Here is a 19668-nt window from a genome sequence, read left to right on the forward strand (position 1 = left end):
ATTCTAGTGGTCCGCGCTCAGGAATCGAGCAGTGCGCGCAGATCGCGCGGCACCCGCACTTCCGGGTAGTGCTGCAGGTAGCGCCGCAGGCTGGCGCGCGCGGTCTCCAGATCGCCGGCATCGCGACGTTCGCGGATGCGCTCGATCCACTGCCGGCGCGGCAGCAGGGCATCGGCATCCACGGCGGTGGTGATCGCGGCCGAGTCGGGCTGGCCGCCGAAGTCGGCCGGTGCGGCCATCGCGGCAGCCGGGGCCGGCATCTCGCCGCGTGCCGATGCCGCCGGCGCGGCGCGCTGGGCGCGCAGGGCAGACCTTTCGCGTGGCGTCTCGATCTTCGAGCCGGTCACCTGGATGGCGTCCAGTGCCACGCGCTCTTCCGCCGCGGGTTCGGCAGCCTTCTCGGCCGAGCCCTGCGCGGGCGCAGGTGGAGGCGGTGCTGCGCTGTAGGTGTCTGCGCTGAACGCTTCTGCTGCCGGTGCGGGTGCTTCTACGGGCGCAGCGGGGGCTATTGGCTTGACCGGTGCTGGCGGGTGCGCCGGGGTGGGAGGCGCATTGCGGGCCGGTACCGGTTCCGTGACGCCCGGTGCCTCAATAGTTGATTCGGCGGCTGCGCGCGCTTCTGCCGGCGTTTCTGCCGGTTCTGCCGTCGGTGCGGCCGTGTCGGTCGCCACTTCGATGGCCGGTGGCGGTGCCGACGCGGTGGTGGGGTCGTCGAACTTCAGCTGCCAGGCGATGCCCACTGCGAACACCACCGAGGCGGCCACGCCCAGCACGGCGGGCAGGCGCGTACGGCGGCGGGGCGCACGGGTAGCCGTTGGGCCGGGTGCTGCTTCCACGGCGGCCGCCGCCGCGCCCGTCCCCACCGCAGCACGGGCGGCGGCAAGCACGGCCTCGTCCACGCGCGCCGACGGCGAGCTGGTACCTGGCCGGCCCAGCAGGCGGGCCAGTTCGCGCTCTTCAGGGGTCAGTGGTTCAGGGCGGTTCATGGGCTCAGCTCCCCGCGCAGCTTGTCCATCGCATAGCGCAGGCGCGATTTGACGGTTTCCCGGCCCACGCCGGTGATCTGCGCGATCTCTTCCAGGCTCAGCTCCTGTTCCAGCCGCAGCTGCAGCACCATGCGCTGGTCCTCGGGCAGCTGCTCCATGGCCAGCTGCAGGCGGCGGCGCTGCTCGAACTCGGACAGCTGGGTTTCCGGGGTTTGGCGGTCGCTCATCGCGTTGACCCGGTCCTCGGCATCGGCCGGGGCGGCCGGGCGGTGACGTGCGGCGCGCCAATGGTCGTTGAGCCGATTGTGGGCAATGCGCAGCAGCCAGGTGGTGAAGGCCGCGTCCGGCTGCCAGCCGGCCCGGGCGGCGATCACCCGCTGCCAGACGTCCTGGAACAGTTCGTCGGCCAGCGCGCCATCACGCAGCTGGCGCAGCAGGAAGCTGTACAGGCGGCTGCGGTGGCGGGCGTACAGGGCTTCGAACGCGCGTACGTCGCCGGCGGCCCAGGCCTGCATCAGGGATTCATCGGTAGGCAGGGCAGCGGCGTCCACGGCGCACAGGGTAAGCGCTGAATGCGTGCGCGCATAGCCAGGGGGCGGGGACAGGACAGCGGACATGCGGGAAGATCACGGCCAGGACACACGTTACAACGTATGAAAGCGCCTTTTGGGGTTATGGCCTTCCATTGCCCCCCGGCAGTCGCGCTATGCTCCGGGGCAGGGGAGGCACCGGGGCTCCGGTGTCAGAAAGAGAAGAACATGCTGTCCAGCCAGGTAGTCACGTCCGCAGGGCATCCCGAGCGTGGCGCGGTGGTGTCCACCGCGTTGGCGCGTACGTTGTGTGCCCTGTTGCCGGCGGGCAGCCGCCTGGCGTTGGGCTGGTCCGACGGTGCGCTGGGCGAAGGGGGCGTTTCCGCCCCTGACGACGCTGCGGCTGTGGACGATCTGCCGGCGCTGCTGTTCGGCGCGCCGTTGCCGCGTGACACCACCCTGCGCCGCTGGCAGCACCACGGCGGCGTGCTGGCAGTGCGCGCGCACCTGCCCGGCGGCCAGGCTCCGAACGACGCCTGGTGGCGGATGGCCCAGGGGGCGCTGCAGGACGCGCTGGTCATGGCCCGCCAGCGCGAACAGATCCTGTCGCTGGAAAATTCCAAGCGGCTGCAGCAGGCGCTGTACGAGATCGCCGACCTGGCCGGTGCCGACCTGGAAATGACCGACATGCTGCGGCATTTCCACCGCGTGCTGAACTCGCTGATGTACGCGCAGAACTGCTACATCGTCGAGTACGACGACGTGCACCGGCGCATCCGTTTTCTGTATTTCGCCGACCAGCGCGACAGCTTCGTGGCCGACCCCGATCGCAGCTACGAAGAGCATGAGATGCCGCGCAGCCTGACCTTCGCACTGCTGCGCCATGGCAAGCCCCTGAGTGGGCCGTCCAATGAGCTGCTGGCCGCGCTGAGTGATGAAGTGGACCCGCGCCGGGGGCCGGAAAGCCTGGACTGGCTCGGCGTGCCGATGCTGCGCGACGGCCGCGTCTGTGGTGCCATCGTGGTGCAGAGCTACGAACATGGCGTGCGCTACAACGAAGCCGACCGCACCCTGCTGGGCTATGTGGCCCAGCACATCCTGACCGCCATGGACCGTCGCCAAGCGCAGGTGCAGCTGGAGCGCCAGGTGGAACGGCGCACGGTGGAGCTGCAGCGCGCCAACCACAGCCTGCAGGATGAAGTGAGCGAGCGACGTCGCGCCGAGAAGCTGCAGCTTGCGTTGTACAACATCGCCGAAATGGCGATGAGCGCCGAAACCCTGCATCAGTATTACGTGCAGGTGCATGGCGTGGTGGGCACGCTGCTGGATGCGCGCAATTTCTACATCGCGCTCGTCAATGAAGGCGGCACCGGTCTGGATTTCGTGTACTCGGTGGACGAGTACAACCCGGCGCGCCCTTCGCGCCCCTTCAGCCATGGCTTGACCGAATACATCGTGCGCAACCGGCAGCCGCTGCTTGCCTCGCGCGAGCACATCGATGCGCTGCGTGCGGCCGGGCGTGTGCACGAGTTCGGTGCGCGCTCGCACTGCTGGCTGGGGGTGCCGCTGCTCAGCGACGACGAGGTGGTCGGTGTGATCGTGGTGCAGAGCTACTCGCCGGAGATCAGTTTCACCGTGCACGACCAGCGCCTGCTCACGTTCGTCGCGCAGAACATCGGCAACGGTCTGGCCCGCCAGCGCAACCAGGAACAGCTGCGGCTGGCCCACGCCGAGCTGGAAAAGCGCGTTGAAGAGCGCACCCGTGAGTTGGCCGAAGTGAATGAACAGCTGCTGGGACAGATCGGCGAGCGTCTGCGCGCCGAGCAGCGGCTGACCCATCAGGCGCTGCACGACGCGCTGACCGGGTTGCCCAACCGTGTGCACCTGCTGGACCGTCTCGAGGACGCGATCAACCTGGCGCAGCTTCCCGGTGGGCCGGCGTTTGCGGTGCTGTTCCTGGACCTGGACCGCTTCAAACTGGTCAACGACAGTATCGGCCACGCGGCAGGCGACCAGATGCTGGTCGAGGTGGCGCGGCGGATTGTCTCCATGGTCGGCGGCAACGACCTGGTCGCGCGCCTTGGCGGTGACGAGTTCGCCATTCTGCTGCAGTGCCCGGAGGGTCTGGAGTCGGCACGCGAGTTTTCGCAGCGCATGCTGGCGGCGCTGGAAGAATCGATGTGGGTGCAGGGGCGCGAACTGTTCCCGTCCGGCAGCCTGGGCATCGCGTTGTGGAGCCCGCGTTACCGTAATGCGGAAGAGCTGGTGCGCGACGCCGACGCCGCCATGTACCGGGCCAAGGCCCAGGGTAAGGATCGCTTCGCCGTGTTCGATGAAGCCATGCGCGAGGAAGCCTTGCGCAGCCTGGACCTTGAAGCCGACCTGCGCCGGGCGATCAACAACCGTGATTTCGTGCCGTATTACCAGCCGATCGTGCGGCTCAGCGACGGTGCGGTAATGGGCTATGAGGCACTGCTGCGCTGGCAGCACGAACGCCGCGGTCTGCTGCTGCCCAGTGCGTTCCTGGACCTGGGCGAGGAAAGCGGCCTGATCGAGCAGGTCGACTGGCTGCTGTACGAAGATGTGATCGGGCAGCTGGCCCAAGGCGGGGAAGGGTATCTGTCGGTCAACGTGTCGCCGCGGCACTTCCGCTCACCGGATTTCACCCCGCGTCTGTTCGGGCTGATCGAGGCGGCCGGTGCCGACCCGCGTCGCCTGCGCCTGGAAATCACCGAAGTCGCGCTGCTCGATGATGGTCCGCGTACGTTGCGGGTGTTGCAGACCCTGCGCGAGCGTGGCGTGCTGGTGCAGCTGGACGACTTCGGCACTGGGTTCTCGGCGCTGTCCTATCTGCATCGTTTCCCGATCTCCACCTTGAAAATCGACCAGAGTTTCATTGCCGGCCTGCACGGTCGCGACCTGCAGAGCACCTATGCGCTGGTGCAGGGCGTGCTGTCGCTGGCACGCACGCTGGGTATCGAAACGGTGGGCGAGGGCATTGAAAACGCCGCCCAGCGGCAGACGCTGCTGCAACTGGGCTGCGATTACGGGCAGGGCTACCTGCTGGGCCGCCCGGCGCCGATGGACGCGTTTGTTACCGGTTGATCAGCGCAATGCGGTGCGGCGCTTTTCGTCGATCCACTTCGAGGCCTGCGCCGGCTGATAGGCGCGCATCCAGTCCAGCATGGCGTCGATGTCCGAGCCGTACCACAGGTCGGCGCGCTGGTCCGGGTGCAGGAAGCGCTCTTCCACCATGCGATCGATCATGCCGATCAGCGGTGCGTAGAAACCGTCCACGTCGAGGAAGGCGCACGGCTTGTTGCCAATGCCGAGCTGACGCCAGGTGAGCATCTCGAAGATTTCTTCCATGGTGCCGAAACCACCCGGCAGCGCCACGAAGGCATCGGCCAGGTCGAACATGCGCGACTTGCGTTCATGCATGGAGCCGACGATTTCCAGCTCGGTCAGGCCGCGGTGGGCCACTTCCCAGTCGGCCAGCTGCTGAGGGATCACACCGGTCACTTCACCACCACCGGCCAGCACCGCATTGGCCACCGTGCCCATCAGCCCGACGTTGCCGCCGCCATAGACCAGGCGCAGGCCGTCGCGGGCGATGCGGTCGCCCAGCGCGATCGCGCGTTCGGTATAGATGGGCTTGCTCCCGGCGTTGGAGCCACAGTAAACGCAAATCGACTTCATTGGATCTTCCTGTGTTCAAAAATGCTGCAGCGGAAACGAAAAAGCCCCGCCGTGAACGGCGGGGTGATTTCGGTGATGCAGGCGCACATTATCGCACGATGTAGAGCCGGGCTTGCCCGGCTGGCGGTCACCCGTTCACGCCGCCTGCGATGCTTCCCGGCGAGGGCCTTCCCTCAACGCGCGCCCGATCAGCTGAACCAGCAGATCGAGCTCCTCGCTGTCCATGCCGAAGTGCGGCGTGAAGCGCAATGAATTCTCGCCCCCGTGGATGACGTTGACCCCATGATTGCGCAGCCATTCCTCGGTGGAACCGGCTCCGTAGCACTTGAACTGCGGGGCCAGTTCACACGAGAACAGCAGTCCGGTGCCCTGCACCTTGGTGATCAGCCCGCCCAGCTCGGCCTTCAGCTGTTCCAGCTTGCGCACCGCTTCAGCCCCGCGCTCGCGGATGTTCTGACGAACCTCCGGGGTCAGCAGGCCGAGCGTGGCGCAGGCGACGTCCAGTGCACGCGGATTGGAGGTCATGGTGTTGCCATAGATGCCCTTGCGGTACAACTGCGCGGCGTGGTCGGTGACTGCCAGCACCGACAGCGGGAACTGCGCGGCATTCAGGGCCTTGGAGTAGGTTTCCATGTCGGGCGCGTCGACGCCTTCAAAGCCGGGGTAATCGACGATGGAAAGCACGCCGTGCGCACGCAGGCCGGCCTGGATCGAGTCGATCAGGAGCAGGCTGCCGTGCTGGCGGGTCAGCTGGCGCGCCAGCGCGTAGAAGGCCGGCGGCACCGAACGGCCTGGGTCGCCTTCGCCCATCACCGGTTCCAGGAACACCGCCTCGATGAACCAGCGCTGCTCGGCGGCGTCGGCAAACACCTGCTTCAGCGCGGCCTCGTCGTACGGTGCAACGGTGATCACGCTGTCCTCGCCACGGTAGCTGGCCAGGTGCTGCATGTAATTGCGGCGGCTGGAATCGGAGTACAGGGCAGGGCGGTCGGTGCGGCCATGGAAGCTGCCCTTGACCACCACGCGCTTGATCTTCGCCCCGGCATGGCGGGCACCCGGGTCGGTCTGCAGTTTGGCGTTGACGTCGGCGATGCGGGCGGCCAGGCCGACCGCTTCAGAACCGGAATTCAGGCACATGAACCGGGTATAGGGGCAGCCACCGCGGCTGTGCCCGATCTCCTGACGCAGTGCCTGGATGAAGCGGCGCTGGGACAGGTGCGGGGTCATGATGTTGGCCATCACCTGCGGTGCAGCCAGTGCCTCCAGCACCGCCGGCGGGGTGTGCCCGAAGCCGAGCATGCCGTAGCCGCCGGCGTCGTACAGCACCGCACCCTTCAGCGTGACCACCCACGCGCCGCGGGCGGCGAGGGCCACATACGGGGTGACCGCGTCGTCGGCATAGAAATTGACGAAACCGTCCTGCAGGGCGTCGATCTGGTCGCGCTCATCCAGCGCCAGCACGTCCTCCAGGCTGGCGCGGACGCGCTCGAATTCGGCCGCGGCGGCGTCCACGGCGGCCAGCAACTGCGGGTGGCCGGTGGCCAGGCGCTCCAGGGTGGCGTCATCCAAGCCGGCGGTGAGACGGGTGCCGGGCTGGGCGCGAAGCGGGGCGAGGCGTTCGATGAAGCTCATTGCAGATCTCCTGAAACGAATGGCGGCACGGCGCAAATGCAAAACGCGCGACCAGGCGCGCGCTTCGGCTCGTGCATCGGACTTCCGGCTCGATGCTAGCACGCGCTTTTTCGCGCGATAACCCCGGGGAAAACTGTTGCATAGCAGCATTTTGCGCGACGTTGGCGGCTACATGCATTGCCACCGGGAGCCAGTCGTACAATGCGCGACATTCTCGACCTGTTGCTGCACGCCGCCTTGAAGAAGTCCGATTTCCACTACGACCTGCCGCCTGAACTGATTGCCCAGGCCCCGCTCGCCGAGCGCTCGGCCAGCCGCCTGATGGTGGTGCCGCCGGCCCCGTCCGCGTTCGAGCACCGCCAGGTCCGTGACCTGCCGGGCCTGCTGCAGCCGGGCGATCTGCTGGTGTTCAACGACACCCGGGTGATTCCGGCGCGCCTGTTCGGGCAGAAGGCCAGCGGTGGTCGCGTGGAGATCCTGATCGAGCGTCTGCTTGGCGCGCAGCAGGCGCGTGCCCAGGTCGGGGCCAGCAAGTCACCCAAGGCGGGCAGCCGGATCGCCCTCGACGCGGGGGGCGAGGCCGAGGTTTTGGGCCGTGACGGCGAGTTCTACGTGCTGCAGTTCCATGTGCCGGAAAGCCTGGAGCAGTGGCTGCTGCATGCCGGCCGGCTGCCGCTGCCGCCGTACATCCAGCGCGAACCAGGCGTGGATGATCGCGAGCGCTACCAGACGGTGTTCGCGCGCGAAGTAGGGGCGGTGGCCGCTCCGACCGCCGGCCTGCATTTCGACGAGGACCTGCTGGCGGCGCTGAAGGCGCGTGGCGTGAGCAGCGGCCACGTCACCCTGCACGTGGGTGCGGGCACGTTCCAGCCGGTGCGGGTGGATGACCTGAAGGACCACGTGATGCACCGGGAGTGGCTGAACGTGGGGGCGGAACTGGTCCAGCAGGTGCGCCAGACCCGCGCCGCCGGTGGCCGCGTGATCGGCGTCGGCACCACGGTGGTGCGCGCACTGGAAAGCGCCATGCGCGATGGCGAACTGCTGCCGTATGCCGGTGAGACCCAGATCTTCATCACCCCCGGGTACCGCATCCGCAGCGTGGACGCGATGATCACCAACTTCCACCTGCCGGAAAGCACGCTGCTGATGATGATCTCCGCGTTTGCGGGGCAGGAGCGGGTGTTCGAGGCCTATGCGGCCGCGATTGCGGAGAAATACCGTTTCTTCAGCTATGGCGACGCCATGCTGCTGTTCCCGCGGGGGATTTGAGCGATAATCGGCGATTATTTGCCGTCAATTCCCGCCGATGTCCCGACTCCAGTTCCAGCTCCAGACCACCGACGGCCGTGCCCGTCGCGGCCGCCTGACCTTCCCGCGCGGAACGGTGGAAACCCCGGCGTTCATGCCGGTGGGCACCTATGGCTCGGTCAAGGGCGTGCTGCCGGAGCAGATCCGGGCGCTGGGCGCGGAGATCATCCTCGGCAACACCTTCCACCTGTACCTGCGCCCGGGCCTGGACGTGATCGCCGACCACGGCGGCCTGCATGGCTTCGCGCGCTGGAATGGCCCGATCCTGACCGACTCCGGTGGCTTCCAGGTGTTCTCGCTGGCCCATCGCCGCAAGATCACCGAACAAGGGGTCACCTTTGCCTCGCCGACCGACGGGGCCAAGGTGTTCCTGGGCCCGGAAGAAAGCATGAAGATCCAGAAGGTGCTCGACTCGGACATCGTGATGATCTTCGACGAGTGCACCCCGTACCCGGCCACCGAACAGGTAGCGCGCACCTCGATGGAGCTCAGCCTGCGCTGGGCGCAGCGCAGCCGCAACGCCCATGATGAACTGGGCAACGACGCCGCCCTGTTCGGCATCGTGCAGGGTGGGGTACACCACGACCTGCGCACCCGCTCGGCTGAGGGCCTGCAGCAGATCGGCTTCGACGGCTACGCCATCGGCGGCCTGGCGGTGGGTGAGCCGGAGCACGAGCGCAACGCCATGCTCGATCATCTGAATCCGATCCTGCCGGCCGACCGCCCGCGCTACCTGATGGGGGTGGGGCGTCCGGAAGACCTGGTGGAAGGCGTGGCCCGCGGCGTGGACATGTTCGATTGCGTCATGCCGACCCGCAACGCCCGCAACGGCCACTATTTCACCTCGTTCGGCACGGTGCGCATCCGCAACGCCCGTTACGAGCGCGACATGGACACCATCGAGCCGGGCTGTGGCTGCCATGCCTGCAGCAGTGGCTACACCCGGTCCTACCTGCGTCATCTGGACCGCTGCAATGAGATGCTGGCCCCGATGCTCGGCACCCTGCACAACCTGTACTACTACGAAAAACTGATGGCCGACATGCGCGCGGCCATCGCGGCGGGAACCTTCACCGCCTTCCGCGAGTCCTTCTACGCGGCCCGGGGCATGGCCACGCCGCCGCTGGACCACCAGGACTGACCCCGGGTGCCTTGAAGACCGTGCCAATTGGCCCAAGGAATAGCTACTGGGCCGTGGCATACTTCGCGGCTGACCCACCGTTTCGCGGCGACACCCTTCCCCCCGGGGCAGGGCGCCTCCCAACCCAAGGACACACAATGAACCTGCTCGCTTTCCTGATTCCCGCCGCCCACGCCCAAGCCGCCGGCGGCCAGCCGCAGGGCATGGGCCTGACCACGCTGCTGTTCCCGATCATCCTGATCGCGATCATGTACTTCCTGATGATCCGTCCGCAGATGAAGCGCCAGAAGGAACACAAGGCGATGCTGGACAAGATCAAGGTCGGTGACGAAGTGCTCACCAACGGCGGCATTGCCGGCGTGGTCACCAAGATCGGCGACAACTTCGTCACCATCGAAGTGGCTGACAACGTGAACATCCGCGTCCAGAAGGGCGCTGTCGGCAACGTGCTGCCCGCCGGCACCCTGAAGTCGGCCGTCTGATTTTCCTTTTTCCCAAGACCAACCGCGGTGCCGGGACTGGCACCGCGCAGGAACCTGGCAATGCTTGAATTCCCACGCTGGAAGTACGTCGTCATCCTGATCGTACTGGCGCTCAGCACCCTGTACGCGCTGCCCAACATCTACCAGAAGGACGCCGCCGTCCAGATCACCGCCAACCGTGGCGGCCAGATCGACGACGCGCTGCGTGACCGCGTGGTGGCCGACCTGAAGAAGGCTGGCATCGCCACCATCGGTGCCGAGCAGGAAGGCGACAGCCTGATCGTCCGTCTGCCCGACCTGAAGACCCAGGCCGCTGCCAGCGACCTGCTGCGCGACAGCGTGGGCGAGAACTACACAGTGGCGCTGAACCTGGCCTCGACCGTGCCGGATTGGCTGGCCAAGCTGGGCGGCCGTCCGATGACGCTGGGCCTGGACCTGCAGGGCGGCGTGCACTTCGTGCTGCAGGTGGACCAGAAGGCCGCGCTGGACAAGCGCATGGACGCCTACGCGGAAGACGTGCGCACCACCCTGCGTGATGCCCGCATTCCCTACCAGTCGGTCGAGCGCCGCCAGGACAACAGCATCGTGGCGGTGATCAGCCCCTCGGCCGCAGCCGACGTGGTTGAAAAAGCCCGCCAGCTGCTGGCCAAGGGTCAGCCGACCCTGGGTTATGACGTCAGCGGCAACCGCATCACGGTCAGCGTTCCGGATACCGAACTGACCAGCATTGCCAACGGCGCAATCGAGCAGAACATCAACACGCTGCGCAATCGCGTCAACCAGCTCGGCGTGTCTGAACCGATCATCCAGCGCCAGGGTGCCGACCGCGTGGTCGTGCAGCTGCCCGGCGTGCAGGACACCGCTGAAGCCAAGCGCATGATCGGTGCCACCGCCACCCTGGAATACCGTGCGGTGGTGGAAGAAAGCCCGGTGCGATCGCAGGAAATCATCGACAGCGGTCGCATCCCCGCCGAGGGCAAGGTCTACCAGCGCCGTGGCGGTGCCGGTCCGATCGTGCTGAACAAGCGCGTGATCGTCACCGGTGACCAGATGGTCGCCGCGCAGGCCACCCAGGACCAGCAGAACGGCGGCAGCGCCGTCAGCGTGACCCTGAACGCCATCGGCGGCCAGCGCATGTTCGACTTCACCAGCGCCAACGTCGGCAAGCCGATGGCAGTGGTGTACACCGAGCGCGTCCCGACCGTGACCGAAGTGGACGGTCAGGAAGTGCGTGGTTTCAAGGTCAACGAGGAAGTGATCTCGGTGGCCCGCATCAACGGTGTGTTCGGCAAGCAGTTCCAGACCACCGGTCTGGAAAAGAAGGAATCCGAAGACCTGGCCAAGCTGCTCAAGTCCGGTTCGCTGGCGGCACCGATGGACTTCGTCGAAGAGCGCGTGGTCGGCCCCAGCCTGGGTGCCGAGAACGTGGAACGCGGCATCACCGCGGTGATCTACGCCTTCCTGTTCACCCTGGTGTTCTTCACCGTGTACTACCGCATGTTCGGTCTGATCACCTCGGCGGCGATGCTGTTCAACCTGCTGATCGTGGTGGCGGTGATGTCGCTGTTCGGGGCCACCATGACCCTGCCGGGCTTCGCCGGTCTGGCGCTGTCGGTGGGCCTGTCGGTGGACGCCAACGTGCTGATCAACGAGCGCATCCGTGAGGAGCTGCGTGCGGGCGTACCGGGCAAGACCGCCATCGTCACCGGTTACGAACGCGCCAGCGGCACCATCCTGGACGCCAACCTGACCGGCCTGATCGTGGGTGTGGCGCTGTTCGCCTTCGGCACCGGCCCGCTGAAGGGCTTCGCGCTGACCATGATCATCGGTATTTTCGCTTCGATGTTCACGGCGATCACCGTATCGCGCGCCCTGGCGACGCTGATCTACGGCCGTCGCAAGAAGCTCCAGAACGTGGCCATCTGACGGGACGACACGCACAATGAAACTGTTTCCGCTGCACATCCTCCCGAACGACACCAAGATCGACTTCATGCGCTGGCGCCATGTCGCCATGGCGGTCACGATCGCGGTGTTCCTGGCCTCTGTCGCCATCATCGGCGTCAAGGGCTTCACCTTCGCCCTGGACTTCACCGGCGGTACCCTGATCGAAGCCCGCTTCGACAAGCAGGTGGACGTCGAACAGGTCCGTTCGAAGCTGGAATCCAATGGCTTTGAAAATGCCCAGGTGCAGAGCTTCGGTGGCAACACCGACCTGCTGATCCGTCTGGCCCCGCACGGTGCCCATGACCCGGGTGCCGAAGGGGCGGCCCAGGACAAGGCCACCGGTGACGCCGTGCTCAAGGCCATCACCACGGCTGAGAATCCGGCCACCATCCTGCGCAACGAGTACGTGGGTCCGCAGATCGGCAAGGATCTGGCTCTGAACGGGCTGTACGCCACGGTGTTCATGCTGGTCGGCTTCCTGATCTACATCGGCTTCCGGTTTGAATGGAAGTTCGCGGTGACCGCCAGCCTCGTGGCCCTGTTCGACCTGCTGGTCACGCTGGCCTACATGTCGCTGATGGGACGCGAGTTCGACCTGAACCTGCTGGCCGGTCTGTTGTCGGTGATGGGCTTTGCGATCAACGACATCATCGTGGTGTTCGACCGCGTGCGAGAAAACTTCCGCAGCCTGCGCGTGGAACCGCTGGAAGTGCTGAACCGCTCGATCAACCAGACGCTGTCGCGTACGGTGATCACCGCGGTGATGTTCTTCCTGTCGGCGCTGGCGCTGTACCTGTACGGCGGTGCGTCGCTGGAAGGCCTGGCCGAAACCCACATGATCGGTGCGGTGATCGTGGTGGTGTCCTCGATCCTGGTGGCGGTGCCGATGCTGACGATTGGCTTCCTGCGTGTGAGCAAGCAGGATCTGCTTCCGAAGGCGAAGGATGTCGAAGCGCTGGCCCGTCGGCCGTAAGTGGCTGCCGGGCATGGCCCGGCACTATCGATGTGATGATGAAGCGCCGGGCATTGCCCGGCGTTTCTTTTTTCCGTACTGGGGCGTTGGTTGTGCGGGGGCGTCGGGGGCACTACGATTTCGGGGTTGCGCGGCTGCTCATGCGGCCGCTCCGTTTCCCTCGAGGTGTTCATGGTCATCAAACCGCGCGTTCGCGGCTTCATCTGCGTTACCACCCATCCGGCCGGCTGCGATGCAGCGGTGAAGCAGCAGATCGACTACATCAAGGCGCAGCCGAAGCTGCCCAACGGCCCCAAGCGCGTGCTGGTGCTGGGTGCGTCCACCGGCTACGGCCTGGCGGCGCGCATTACAGCTGCCTTCGGCAGTGGCGCGGCGACGCTGGGCGTGTTCTTCGAGCGTCCGGGTACCGACAGCAAGCCGGGCACGGCGGGCTGGTACAACTCGGCGGCGTTCCACAAGTACGCAGAACAGGCCGGTCTGTACGCGAAGAGCGTGAACGGCGATGCGTTCTCCGATGAGGTGAAGGCCAAGGTCATCGAGCTCATCAAGCAGGACCTGGGCCAGGTCGACCAGGTGGTGTACAGCCTGGCGGCGCCGCGCCGCAAGCACCCGCGCACCGGCGAGGTGATCAGCTCCACGCTGAAGCCGATTGGCGAGCCAATCACGCTGCGTGGCCTGGATACCGACAAGGAAGTGCTGACTGAAACCACGCTGCAGCCGGCGACCGCGGAAGAGATCGCGGGCACCGTGGCGGTGATGGGCGGCGAAGACTGGCAGATGTGGATCGACGCGCTGCTGGAAGCCGGCGTGCTGGCCGACGGTGCGACCACCACCGCCTTCACCTACGTGGGCGAGGAAATCACCCAGGCGATCTACTGGAACGGTTCGATCGGCGCAGCCAAGAAGGATCTGGACGAAAAGGTGCTGGGCCTGCGCGAGAAGCTGCAGAAGATCGGGGGCGACGCGCGCGTGTCGGTGCTGAAGGCGGTGGTGACCCAGGCCAGCTCGGCCATTCCGACCATGCCCCTGTACCTGTCGCTGCTGTTCAAGGTAATGAAGGAACGCGGCACGCACGAAGGCTGCATCGAGCAGCTGGATACGCTGTATGACATCGTCTACGGCGGCAAGGACACCGGCACCGCCACCGAGCGCCTGCGCCACCAGTTGCTGGCCGACGGCCGCACGGTGGAACTGGTGGACGAAGCGGGCCGCCTGCGCGCGGACTACAAGGAAATGGCCCCGGACGTCCAGGCAGAAGTGCTCAAGCTGTGGCCGCAGGTGACCAACGAAAACCTGTACGAGATCAGCGACCTCGCCGGCTACAAGGCCGACTTCCTGCGTCTGTTCGGCTTCGGCGTCGAAGGCGTGGATTACGACGCGGACGTTGCAACCGATGTCGCGATCCCGAACCTGGTCGATCTGACGAGCTGATCGTTCTCCCGTAGAGCCGGGCTTGCCCGGCTGCTGTTGGCTCTTGGCGAACAGCCGGTTTTCACGGGTTTCCGTGTTTGGCCGGTCGGGGTGGGTTTGCGGGACACGCCGTAAACCCATCCATGGGGGCTCGTAGAAAACATCCATGTTTTCTACGGTCCCGCAAACCCACCCCGACCGGCCCCCGACAGAAGGTCGGTGGCCAACGGAAAATCGAGATCAACGGCGACGGCGTCCGGATGTGCTATCGCTGACACGCATGGCGTGTCACTACACCGCGGGCATCACCGGATCATCCGGCGTCTTATGAATGCTTGGCACGGGTTGCCGTTCGCGCCGCATCGCGCGATGCATGACAGGGGCTGCCTGTTGGCCTCCCCGACACGTAGCAACCGAAGCGCCGCTCTTCGCGCGAAAACTCAAACCACTAAGCAAAATCAAAGTTCATAACCGGCCCCGCAGGCCCCACGAACTCACCCTGCACGTAATCCACGCCGGCACTGAACAACAGGCTCATCGAGTTGGCATCCGCCACGAACTCGGCCAGCGTGCGGATGTTCGCTTCCTGCGCGCGTGCGGTGATCTCGCTGATCTTGTCCGCATGCTCGCGGGTGCGCGCGAAATCGCTGGTGAAGTCGCGGTCCAGCTTGAGGAACTGCGGCTGGAAGTGGGCCAGCAGCTGGAACGAATCCAGACCCGAGCCGAACTGCTCCAGACCGATGCGGATGCCCAGCGGAGCCACGTCGGCCAGGAACTGCTGCGCGTTGCGCAGGTGGGTGAACACCTTGGCTTCCGGCGCATGCAGCCACAGACGTTCGCCCGGCACATTGTGCGCGGCCAACTCGCGACGCAGCGTCGCCACCATCAGCGGGTCGTTGAACGATTCCGGGGTGATCTTCACCATCATGTGCGTGGCGTGGCCCGCACGTGCGCGCTCGCCCAGCACGCTGATCGCATGCGCCACCACCCAGCGGTTGATGTCCGCCAGCAGGCCATGTTCCTCGGCAATGCCCAGGAAGGCCGTCGGGCTCAGCAGTTCGCCGTTGTTGTCCAGGCGCAGGTAGGCTTCGTACAGCTCCAGGGGCTCGCCCTGCAGGTTCAGCACTGGCTGGTAATGCAGCTGGAAGCCTTCGCCCGCCAGCGCTTCCTTGATGCGCGCCACCCAGCGCTGCACGCGCTCTTCTTCCACCCGGTCCACGGCGGCCGGATCGAAGATGCGGCTGGTATTGCCCAGCTCCGATGCGGCCTGCTGGCATTCGGTGGCACGGGCCAGCACCTGGCCGATGCTGGCGATCTTCTCGCCCACCTGCACGCCACCGATGCTCACCGTCACCGTCGCCGAACGGTCGCCGATGCTGAACACCTGTGCGGCGAAGGCCTCGCGGATGCGGTCGGCCAGGGCCTCGGTTTCGGCGTAGGCACCTTCCATCAGTACCGCGAAGCTATGTTCGCCAAAGCGCGCTACCTGGGCCTTGTCGCCCACCGCGTCGGCCAACACCCGGCCCAGCGCGGCAATCAGTGCATCGGCCGAGTCCAGGCCGATGTCCGGCAACAGCCGCGCGTAGTGGTCCGGTTCGACCAGCAACAGGCCGAAGCGGCCTTCGCTGCGACCGGCCTGGGCGACTGCGTTCTCCACGTGCACCATGAAGGTCGGGCGGTTGAGCAGGCCGGTGACCTGGTCGCGCTGGCGCAGGTCTTCGACCTCGCGGGCCAGTTCGGTGTCCAGTTCCATGCGGCGGCGGAACACCACCTGCAGGCAGGATTCGCCTTCATAGGTGGCCGGGGTGAATTCCATGGTGGCGGCGAAGATCGCGCCATCCTGGTTGCGCGCGTCCACCTGGTACTGCGGCGGCGGCGCTTCGCCCTTGCTCAGAGATTTCAGCAACTGCTTGAAACCGTCGACGTGCTGCGGGGCGACCATGTCCAGCAGCGAGATGCCTTCCACGTCCTCGAACGATTCGTACCCGAACATCTCCAGGTAGGCTTCGTTGGCGCGGATGTGCATGCCTTCGTGGACATAGGCGATGGGGTCGCGCGAGGAGGAGATCAGCGCGTCGCAGCGGCGCTCGGTCTCGCGCATCTGCGCCTCGATCCGGCGCAGCCCGCGGCGGGCGTGCAGGTCGGTCCATTCGTTGCGTACCACTGCCAGCAGGTGCTCGGGGCGGTGGCGCAGGGTCACCGCGCGGAACCCATTGGCGCTGGCCTCGACCCATTCGCTTTCATTGACCGCTTCGGCCAGCAGGATCATCGGGATGTCCTTGCCGCTGGCTGCGATCTGCTGGGTCACCTGCAGCAGCGGAATGCTCTGCGCCGGGGCGGCCAGGACCAGGTCGATCGGCTGGCCACCGATGATCTGCGCCAGCTCCTCGTTGTTCTGCGGCCGCGCCGGGCGGACCGCGATGCCGCTGTTGCGCAGCGTGCTGACAATGGTCTCGGCGTTCTCGCCGCTGTCGTCCACGATCAGCAGGCGGACGGTGATGTCGTTTGCGTTCTGCATTCACTACTCCCCGAAGTGCCATCTTGATACACGATGCGCGCCGCGACGTCCATGCCGGTGCATCACCGGCGTTCGCGGATTGTGAGCGCGGTTACACCACCAGGCCCGCCGCGCGACCACTGGCCCAGGCCCACTGGAAGTTGTAACCGCCCAGCCAGCCGGTCACATCCAGCACCTCGCCCACGAAATGCAGGCCCGGTACCAGCTGCGACTCGAACGTGCTGGAGGAGACCCGGCGTGTGTCCACGCCCCCCAGGGTCACCTCGGCCGTACGGTACCCCTCCGTGCCGCTGGCCACCAGCGGGAAGTCCTGCAGCAGGGAAGCGGCCTGACGCAGTTCGCGCTCGTCGATCTGCTTCACCGGGCGGTCCGGCAGCCAGTGCTCGCACAGGCGCAGGGCCAGCCGGCGCGGCAGGATTTCCGACAGGACCGTGCGCAGCTCGGCCGAACCGCGCTCGCGCTTCATGCTGCGCAGCCATTCCTCGGCATCCTGACCCGGCAGCAGGTCCAGGCGCAGGTCGTCGCCGGGCTGCCAGAACGAGGAGATCTGCAGGATGGCCGGGCCGCTGATGCCGCGGTGGGTGATCAGCAGCGAATTGCGGAATTCCATGTCATTGCAGCGCGCCGCTACCGGCAGCGCGACCCCGCTGAGGTCGGCAAATCGCTCCTGGTGCTTGCCGCTCAGGGTCAGCGGCACCAGCCCGGCGCGGGTCGGCAGCACCTCGTGGCCGAACTGGCGGGCCAGTTCGTAGCCAAAGCCGGTCGCCCCCAGGCTGGGAATGGACAAGCCACCCGTCGCCACCACCAGCGAGGCAGCGTGGAAATGGCCCTGCGCGGTATGCACATGGAAGCCGTCCGCGCCGCGCTCGACCCGGGTTACCGCACAATCGGTGCGGATCTGCACGCCTGCGGCCTGGCATTCGTCAACCAGCATGCGCACGATCTGCTTGGACGAGATGTCGCAGAACAGCTGGCCCAGCTCTTTTTCGTGATACGCAATGCCGTGCCGCTCGACCAGGCCGATGAAGTCCCAAGGCGTGTAACGGGCGAGGGCGGACTTGCAGAAATGCGGGTTGGCCGACAGGAAGTTGGCCGGCGTGGTGCCGGTGTTGGTGAAGTTGCAGCGGCCACCGCCGGACATCAGGATCTTCTTGCCGACCTTATTGGCGTGGTCGATCACCTGCACGATGCGGCCGCGCTGGCCAGCGGTCAGCGCACACATCAGGCCGGCGGCACCGGCCCCGATCACCAGTACATCGCAGCGGATCGTACTCATGCCGGGCTGCTCACGCCTGCGGCTTGGGCTTGCGCCAGGTCGGAATGACGCTGAGTTCGGCGTTCTCGGACATCAGCTGCACTTCGCCATCCTGGATCAGCACGGTCCAGCGCATGCTGCGCTCGATCTTTGCGCCCCACTGCTCGACGAACTCGCCCGGCAGGTCCATGACCTCAAGCGACTTCAGCTTGTTCAGTGCCGAGGCGTTGCGTTCCCACCAGATATCCGCGGCACGGCCGCCATAGGTGATCAGCTGCACGGCGCTGGCGCGGCCAGCCGCCTTGCGCAGGCGCGACTCGTCCGGCTGGCCGAGGTCGATCCAGCGTTCGATCGCGCCGGTGTAGTCCTGCTTCCACAGGTCCGGCTCGTCATCGGTGCTCAGTCCGCGGCCGAATTCCAGCCGGTCTTCCGCGTTCAGGGCGAAGGCCAGCAGCCGCACCATCAGGCGTTCGTCGGTCTCGGAGGGGTGCTGGGCCAGCGTCAGGTTGTGGCTGGCGTAGTAGCCGCGGTCCATGTCGCTGATCTGCAGCTCGGCTTTGCGGATGGTGGCGGTGAGGGCCATGGGGGTACCGTAAACAAAGAGCGCCATGATAATGCGTGGGTCATGCACACGTCCGATTCCCCGTTCGATCCGGTGCCGGCAAGCCGGCTGCAGCTGGCCGCTGGCCCCTGGGCATGCCTTCTGGACGGGCTGTGTGCGCGTTTTCCGAAGATCGACCGCGCGCAGTGGCTGGATCGCTTCGCGCGCGGTCGGGTGCAGGACGCGCAGGGCAGGGCACTGGCACCGACCGACCCCTGGCGGGTGGGTCTGGAGATCCGGTATTACCGCGAGGTGGCCGAGGAGCCCGCCGTCTGTGGCCGGGAGTCCATCGTTCACATCGACGAGGATCTGCTGGTGGCCGACAAGCCGCATTTTCTGCCGGTGACCCCGGCCGGGGCCTATGTGCGTGAAACCCTGCTGGCGCGACTTGTGGCGCGGACCGGCAACCGGAACCTGGTGCCGCTGCACCGGTTGGACCGCCTCACCGCCGGTCTGGTGCTGTTCTCGACCCGGCCGGCCAGCCGCGACGCCTACCAGCGGTTGTTCCGGGAGCGGCACATCCAGAAGGTGTACGAAGCGTTGGCCCCGGCGCTGCCCGGGCAGGTGTTTCCCCTGCAGCGGCACAGCCGGCTGGTACCCGGGGAGCCATTTTTCCGCATGGCCGAAGCTGCCGGCTCCCCGAACGCCAGCACCCGCATCGAGCTGATCGAAAGCCAGGGGCAGGTCTGGCGGTATCGGCTGCACCCGCACAGCGGGCGCAAGCATCAGCTGCGGGTGCACATGGCCGCGCTGGGTGCGCCGATCCTCGGTGATGACCTGTACCCGACGCTGCGCGGGCCGTCTGCGGCCGGGCCGCCGCCGTTGCAGCTGCTGGCGCAGGCCCTGGCCTTCGAAGACCCGCTCAGTGGGCGGCCGCGGGCCTTCACATCGGGGCTGCGATTGCCTGCTTCGGCCGAAATTGCTGAATCTTGAATCAGTAATTTGGCCGAAGTTCAGCTAGGAAAAATCTGAATACGGGGTCGGAAATCTTGCAGATCCGCGCAAATCCTTGTCCTGCCTAGGGTGCGCCGAATATGGCTGAATGTCGCACCTATCGCTTTTTCCCGAAAACACGCGTATCGTCACTCCCACTGTGTTTGCTAGGGTCACCGTGAATCGTGGCCTGGTGCAGTTGATCTCACGATCCGCTCATCGATCCGCTTTACCAACGCCTGCAACTCAGTCT

Annotated in this window: 15 protein-coding genes; 8 read left to right on the forward strand and 7 right to left on the reverse strand. The window is 66.3% G+C overall.

The features are described 5' to 3' along the window. Nucleotides 1-17 precede the first annotated feature (17 nt). Both PDM29_RS15375 and PDM29_RS15380 read right to left on the reverse strand, forming a co-directional pair. The gene (locus PDM29_RS15375; RefSeq protein WP_311190945.1) at nt 18-986 is read right to left on the reverse strand and encodes a hypothetical protein; all 969 of its coding nucleotides are present in this window, start codon (nt 984-986) and stop codon (nt 18-20) included. Continuing rightward, entirely contained in the window at nt 983-1537 is a 555-nt protein-coding gene (locus tag PDM29_RS15380; RefSeq protein ID WP_311193801.1) for an RNA polymerase sigma factor, read from the reverse strand. The genes PDM29_RS15375 and PDM29_RS15380 overlap by 4 nt, the downstream gene beginning before the upstream one ends. A gap of 207 nt (nt 1538-1744) precedes the next feature. Between PDM29_RS15380 and PDM29_RS15385 the strand changes: the two genes are divergently transcribed. Next, complete coding sequence (locus PDM29_RS15385; protein WP_311190946.1) at nt 1745-4621, forward strand: bifunctional diguanylate cyclase/phosphodiesterase; 2877 nt, start codon at nt 1745-1747, stop codon at nt 4619-4621. Here the strand turns inward: PDM29_RS15385 and PDM29_RS15390 are convergent, their stop codons facing one another. After that, nucleotides 4622-5215, reverse strand: a complete 594-nt coding sequence (locus PDM29_RS15390) for an LOG family protein (protein WP_282298118.1) — start codon at nt 5213-5215, stop codon at nt 4622-4624. Between the two features lie 135 nt (nt 5216-5350). Then, a complete protein-coding gene (locus PDM29_RS15395) occupies nt 5351-6847 on the reverse strand; it encodes an aminotransferase class III-fold pyridoxal phosphate-dependent enzyme (RefSeq protein WP_311190947.1) in 1497 nt (498 codons plus the stop codon). Nucleotides 6848-7048: 201 nt separating this feature from the next. Here PDM29_RS15395 and queA point away from each other — a divergent pair, with 201 nt between their 5' ends. The 6 genes from queA (at nt 7049) to fabV (ending at nt 14129) form a co-directional block, all read left to right on the forward strand. Continuing rightward, the gene (gene queA / locus PDM29_RS15400) at nt 7049-8116 is read left to right on the forward strand and encodes a tRNA preQ1(34) S-adenosylmethionine ribosyltransferase-isomerase QueA (RefSeq protein ID WP_311190948.1); all 1068 of its coding nucleotides are present in this window, start codon (nt 7049-7051) and stop codon (nt 8114-8116) included. 37 nt (nt 8117-8153) lie between these two features. Continuing rightward, nucleotides 8154-9296, forward strand: a complete 1143-nt coding sequence (gene tgt, locus PDM29_RS15405) for a tRNA guanosine(34) transglycosylase Tgt (RefSeq protein ID WP_311190949.1) — start codon at nt 8154-8156, stop codon at nt 9294-9296. A gap of 137 nt (nt 9297-9433) precedes the next feature. After that, entirely contained in the window at nt 9434-9778 is a 345-nt protein-coding gene (yajC, locus tag PDM29_RS15410) for a preprotein translocase subunit YajC (protein ID WP_125361046.1), read from the forward strand. 60 nt (nt 9779-9838) lie between these two features. After that, nucleotides 9839-11704 (forward strand): protein translocase subunit SecD, encoded by a 1866-nt coding sequence (gene secD / locus PDM29_RS15415; protein ID WP_311190950.1) that lies wholly within the window; start codon nt 9839-9841, stop codon nt 11702-11704. 16 nt (nt 11705-11720) lie between these two features. After that, a complete protein-coding gene (gene secF, locus PDM29_RS15420) occupies nt 11721-12698 on the forward strand; it encodes a protein translocase subunit SecF (RefSeq protein WP_311190951.1) in 978 nt (325 codons plus the stop codon). Between the two features lie 171 nt (nt 12699-12869). Then, nucleotides 12870-14129: an enoyl-ACP reductase FabV gene (fabV, locus tag PDM29_RS15425; protein WP_311190952.1), complete on the forward strand. Its 1260-nt coding sequence runs from the start codon at nt 12870-12872 to the stop codon at nt 14127-14129. 427 nt (nt 14130-14556) lie between these two features. Here the strand turns inward: fabV and PDM29_RS15430 are convergent, their stop codons facing one another. The 3 genes from PDM29_RS15430 to PDM29_RS15440 all read right to left on the reverse strand — a co-directional run bounded on the left by PDM29_RS15430 (nt 14557) and on the right by PDM29_RS15440 (nt 18464). Beyond that, on the reverse strand, nt 14557-16626 hold the full coding sequence (locus PDM29_RS15430; protein WP_311190953.1) for a GGDEF/EAL domain-containing response regulator: 2070 nt from the start codon (nt 16624-16626) through the stop codon (nt 14557-14559). Between the two features lie 91 nt (nt 16627-16717). Beyond that, complete coding sequence (locus PDM29_RS15435) at nt 16718-17902, reverse strand: BaiN/RdsA family NAD(P)/FAD-dependent oxidoreductase (RefSeq protein WP_311190954.1); 1185 nt, start codon at nt 17900-17902, stop codon at nt 16718-16720. Nucleotides 17903-17912: 10 nt separating this feature from the next. Further along, the gene (locus tag PDM29_RS15440) at nt 17913-18464 is read right to left on the reverse strand and encodes a YaeQ family protein (protein WP_311190955.1); all 552 of its coding nucleotides are present in this window, start codon (nt 18462-18464) and stop codon (nt 17913-17915) included. 42 nt (nt 18465-18506) lie between these two features. Between PDM29_RS15440 and PDM29_RS15445 the strand changes: the two genes are divergently transcribed. Further along, nucleotides 18507-19415, forward strand: coding sequence for a pseudouridine synthase (locus PDM29_RS15445; RefSeq protein WP_311190956.1), 909 nt, complete (start codon nt 18507-18509; stop codon nt 19413-19415). The last annotated feature ends 253 nt before the right edge of the window (nt 19416-19668 follow it).

The organism is Stenotrophomonas oahuensis, assembly GCF_031834595.1.
In the GTDB taxonomy this organism is placed as follows: Bacteria; Pseudomonadota; Gammaproteobacteria; order Xanthomonadales; family Xanthomonadaceae; genus Stenotrophomonas; species Stenotrophomonas oahuensis.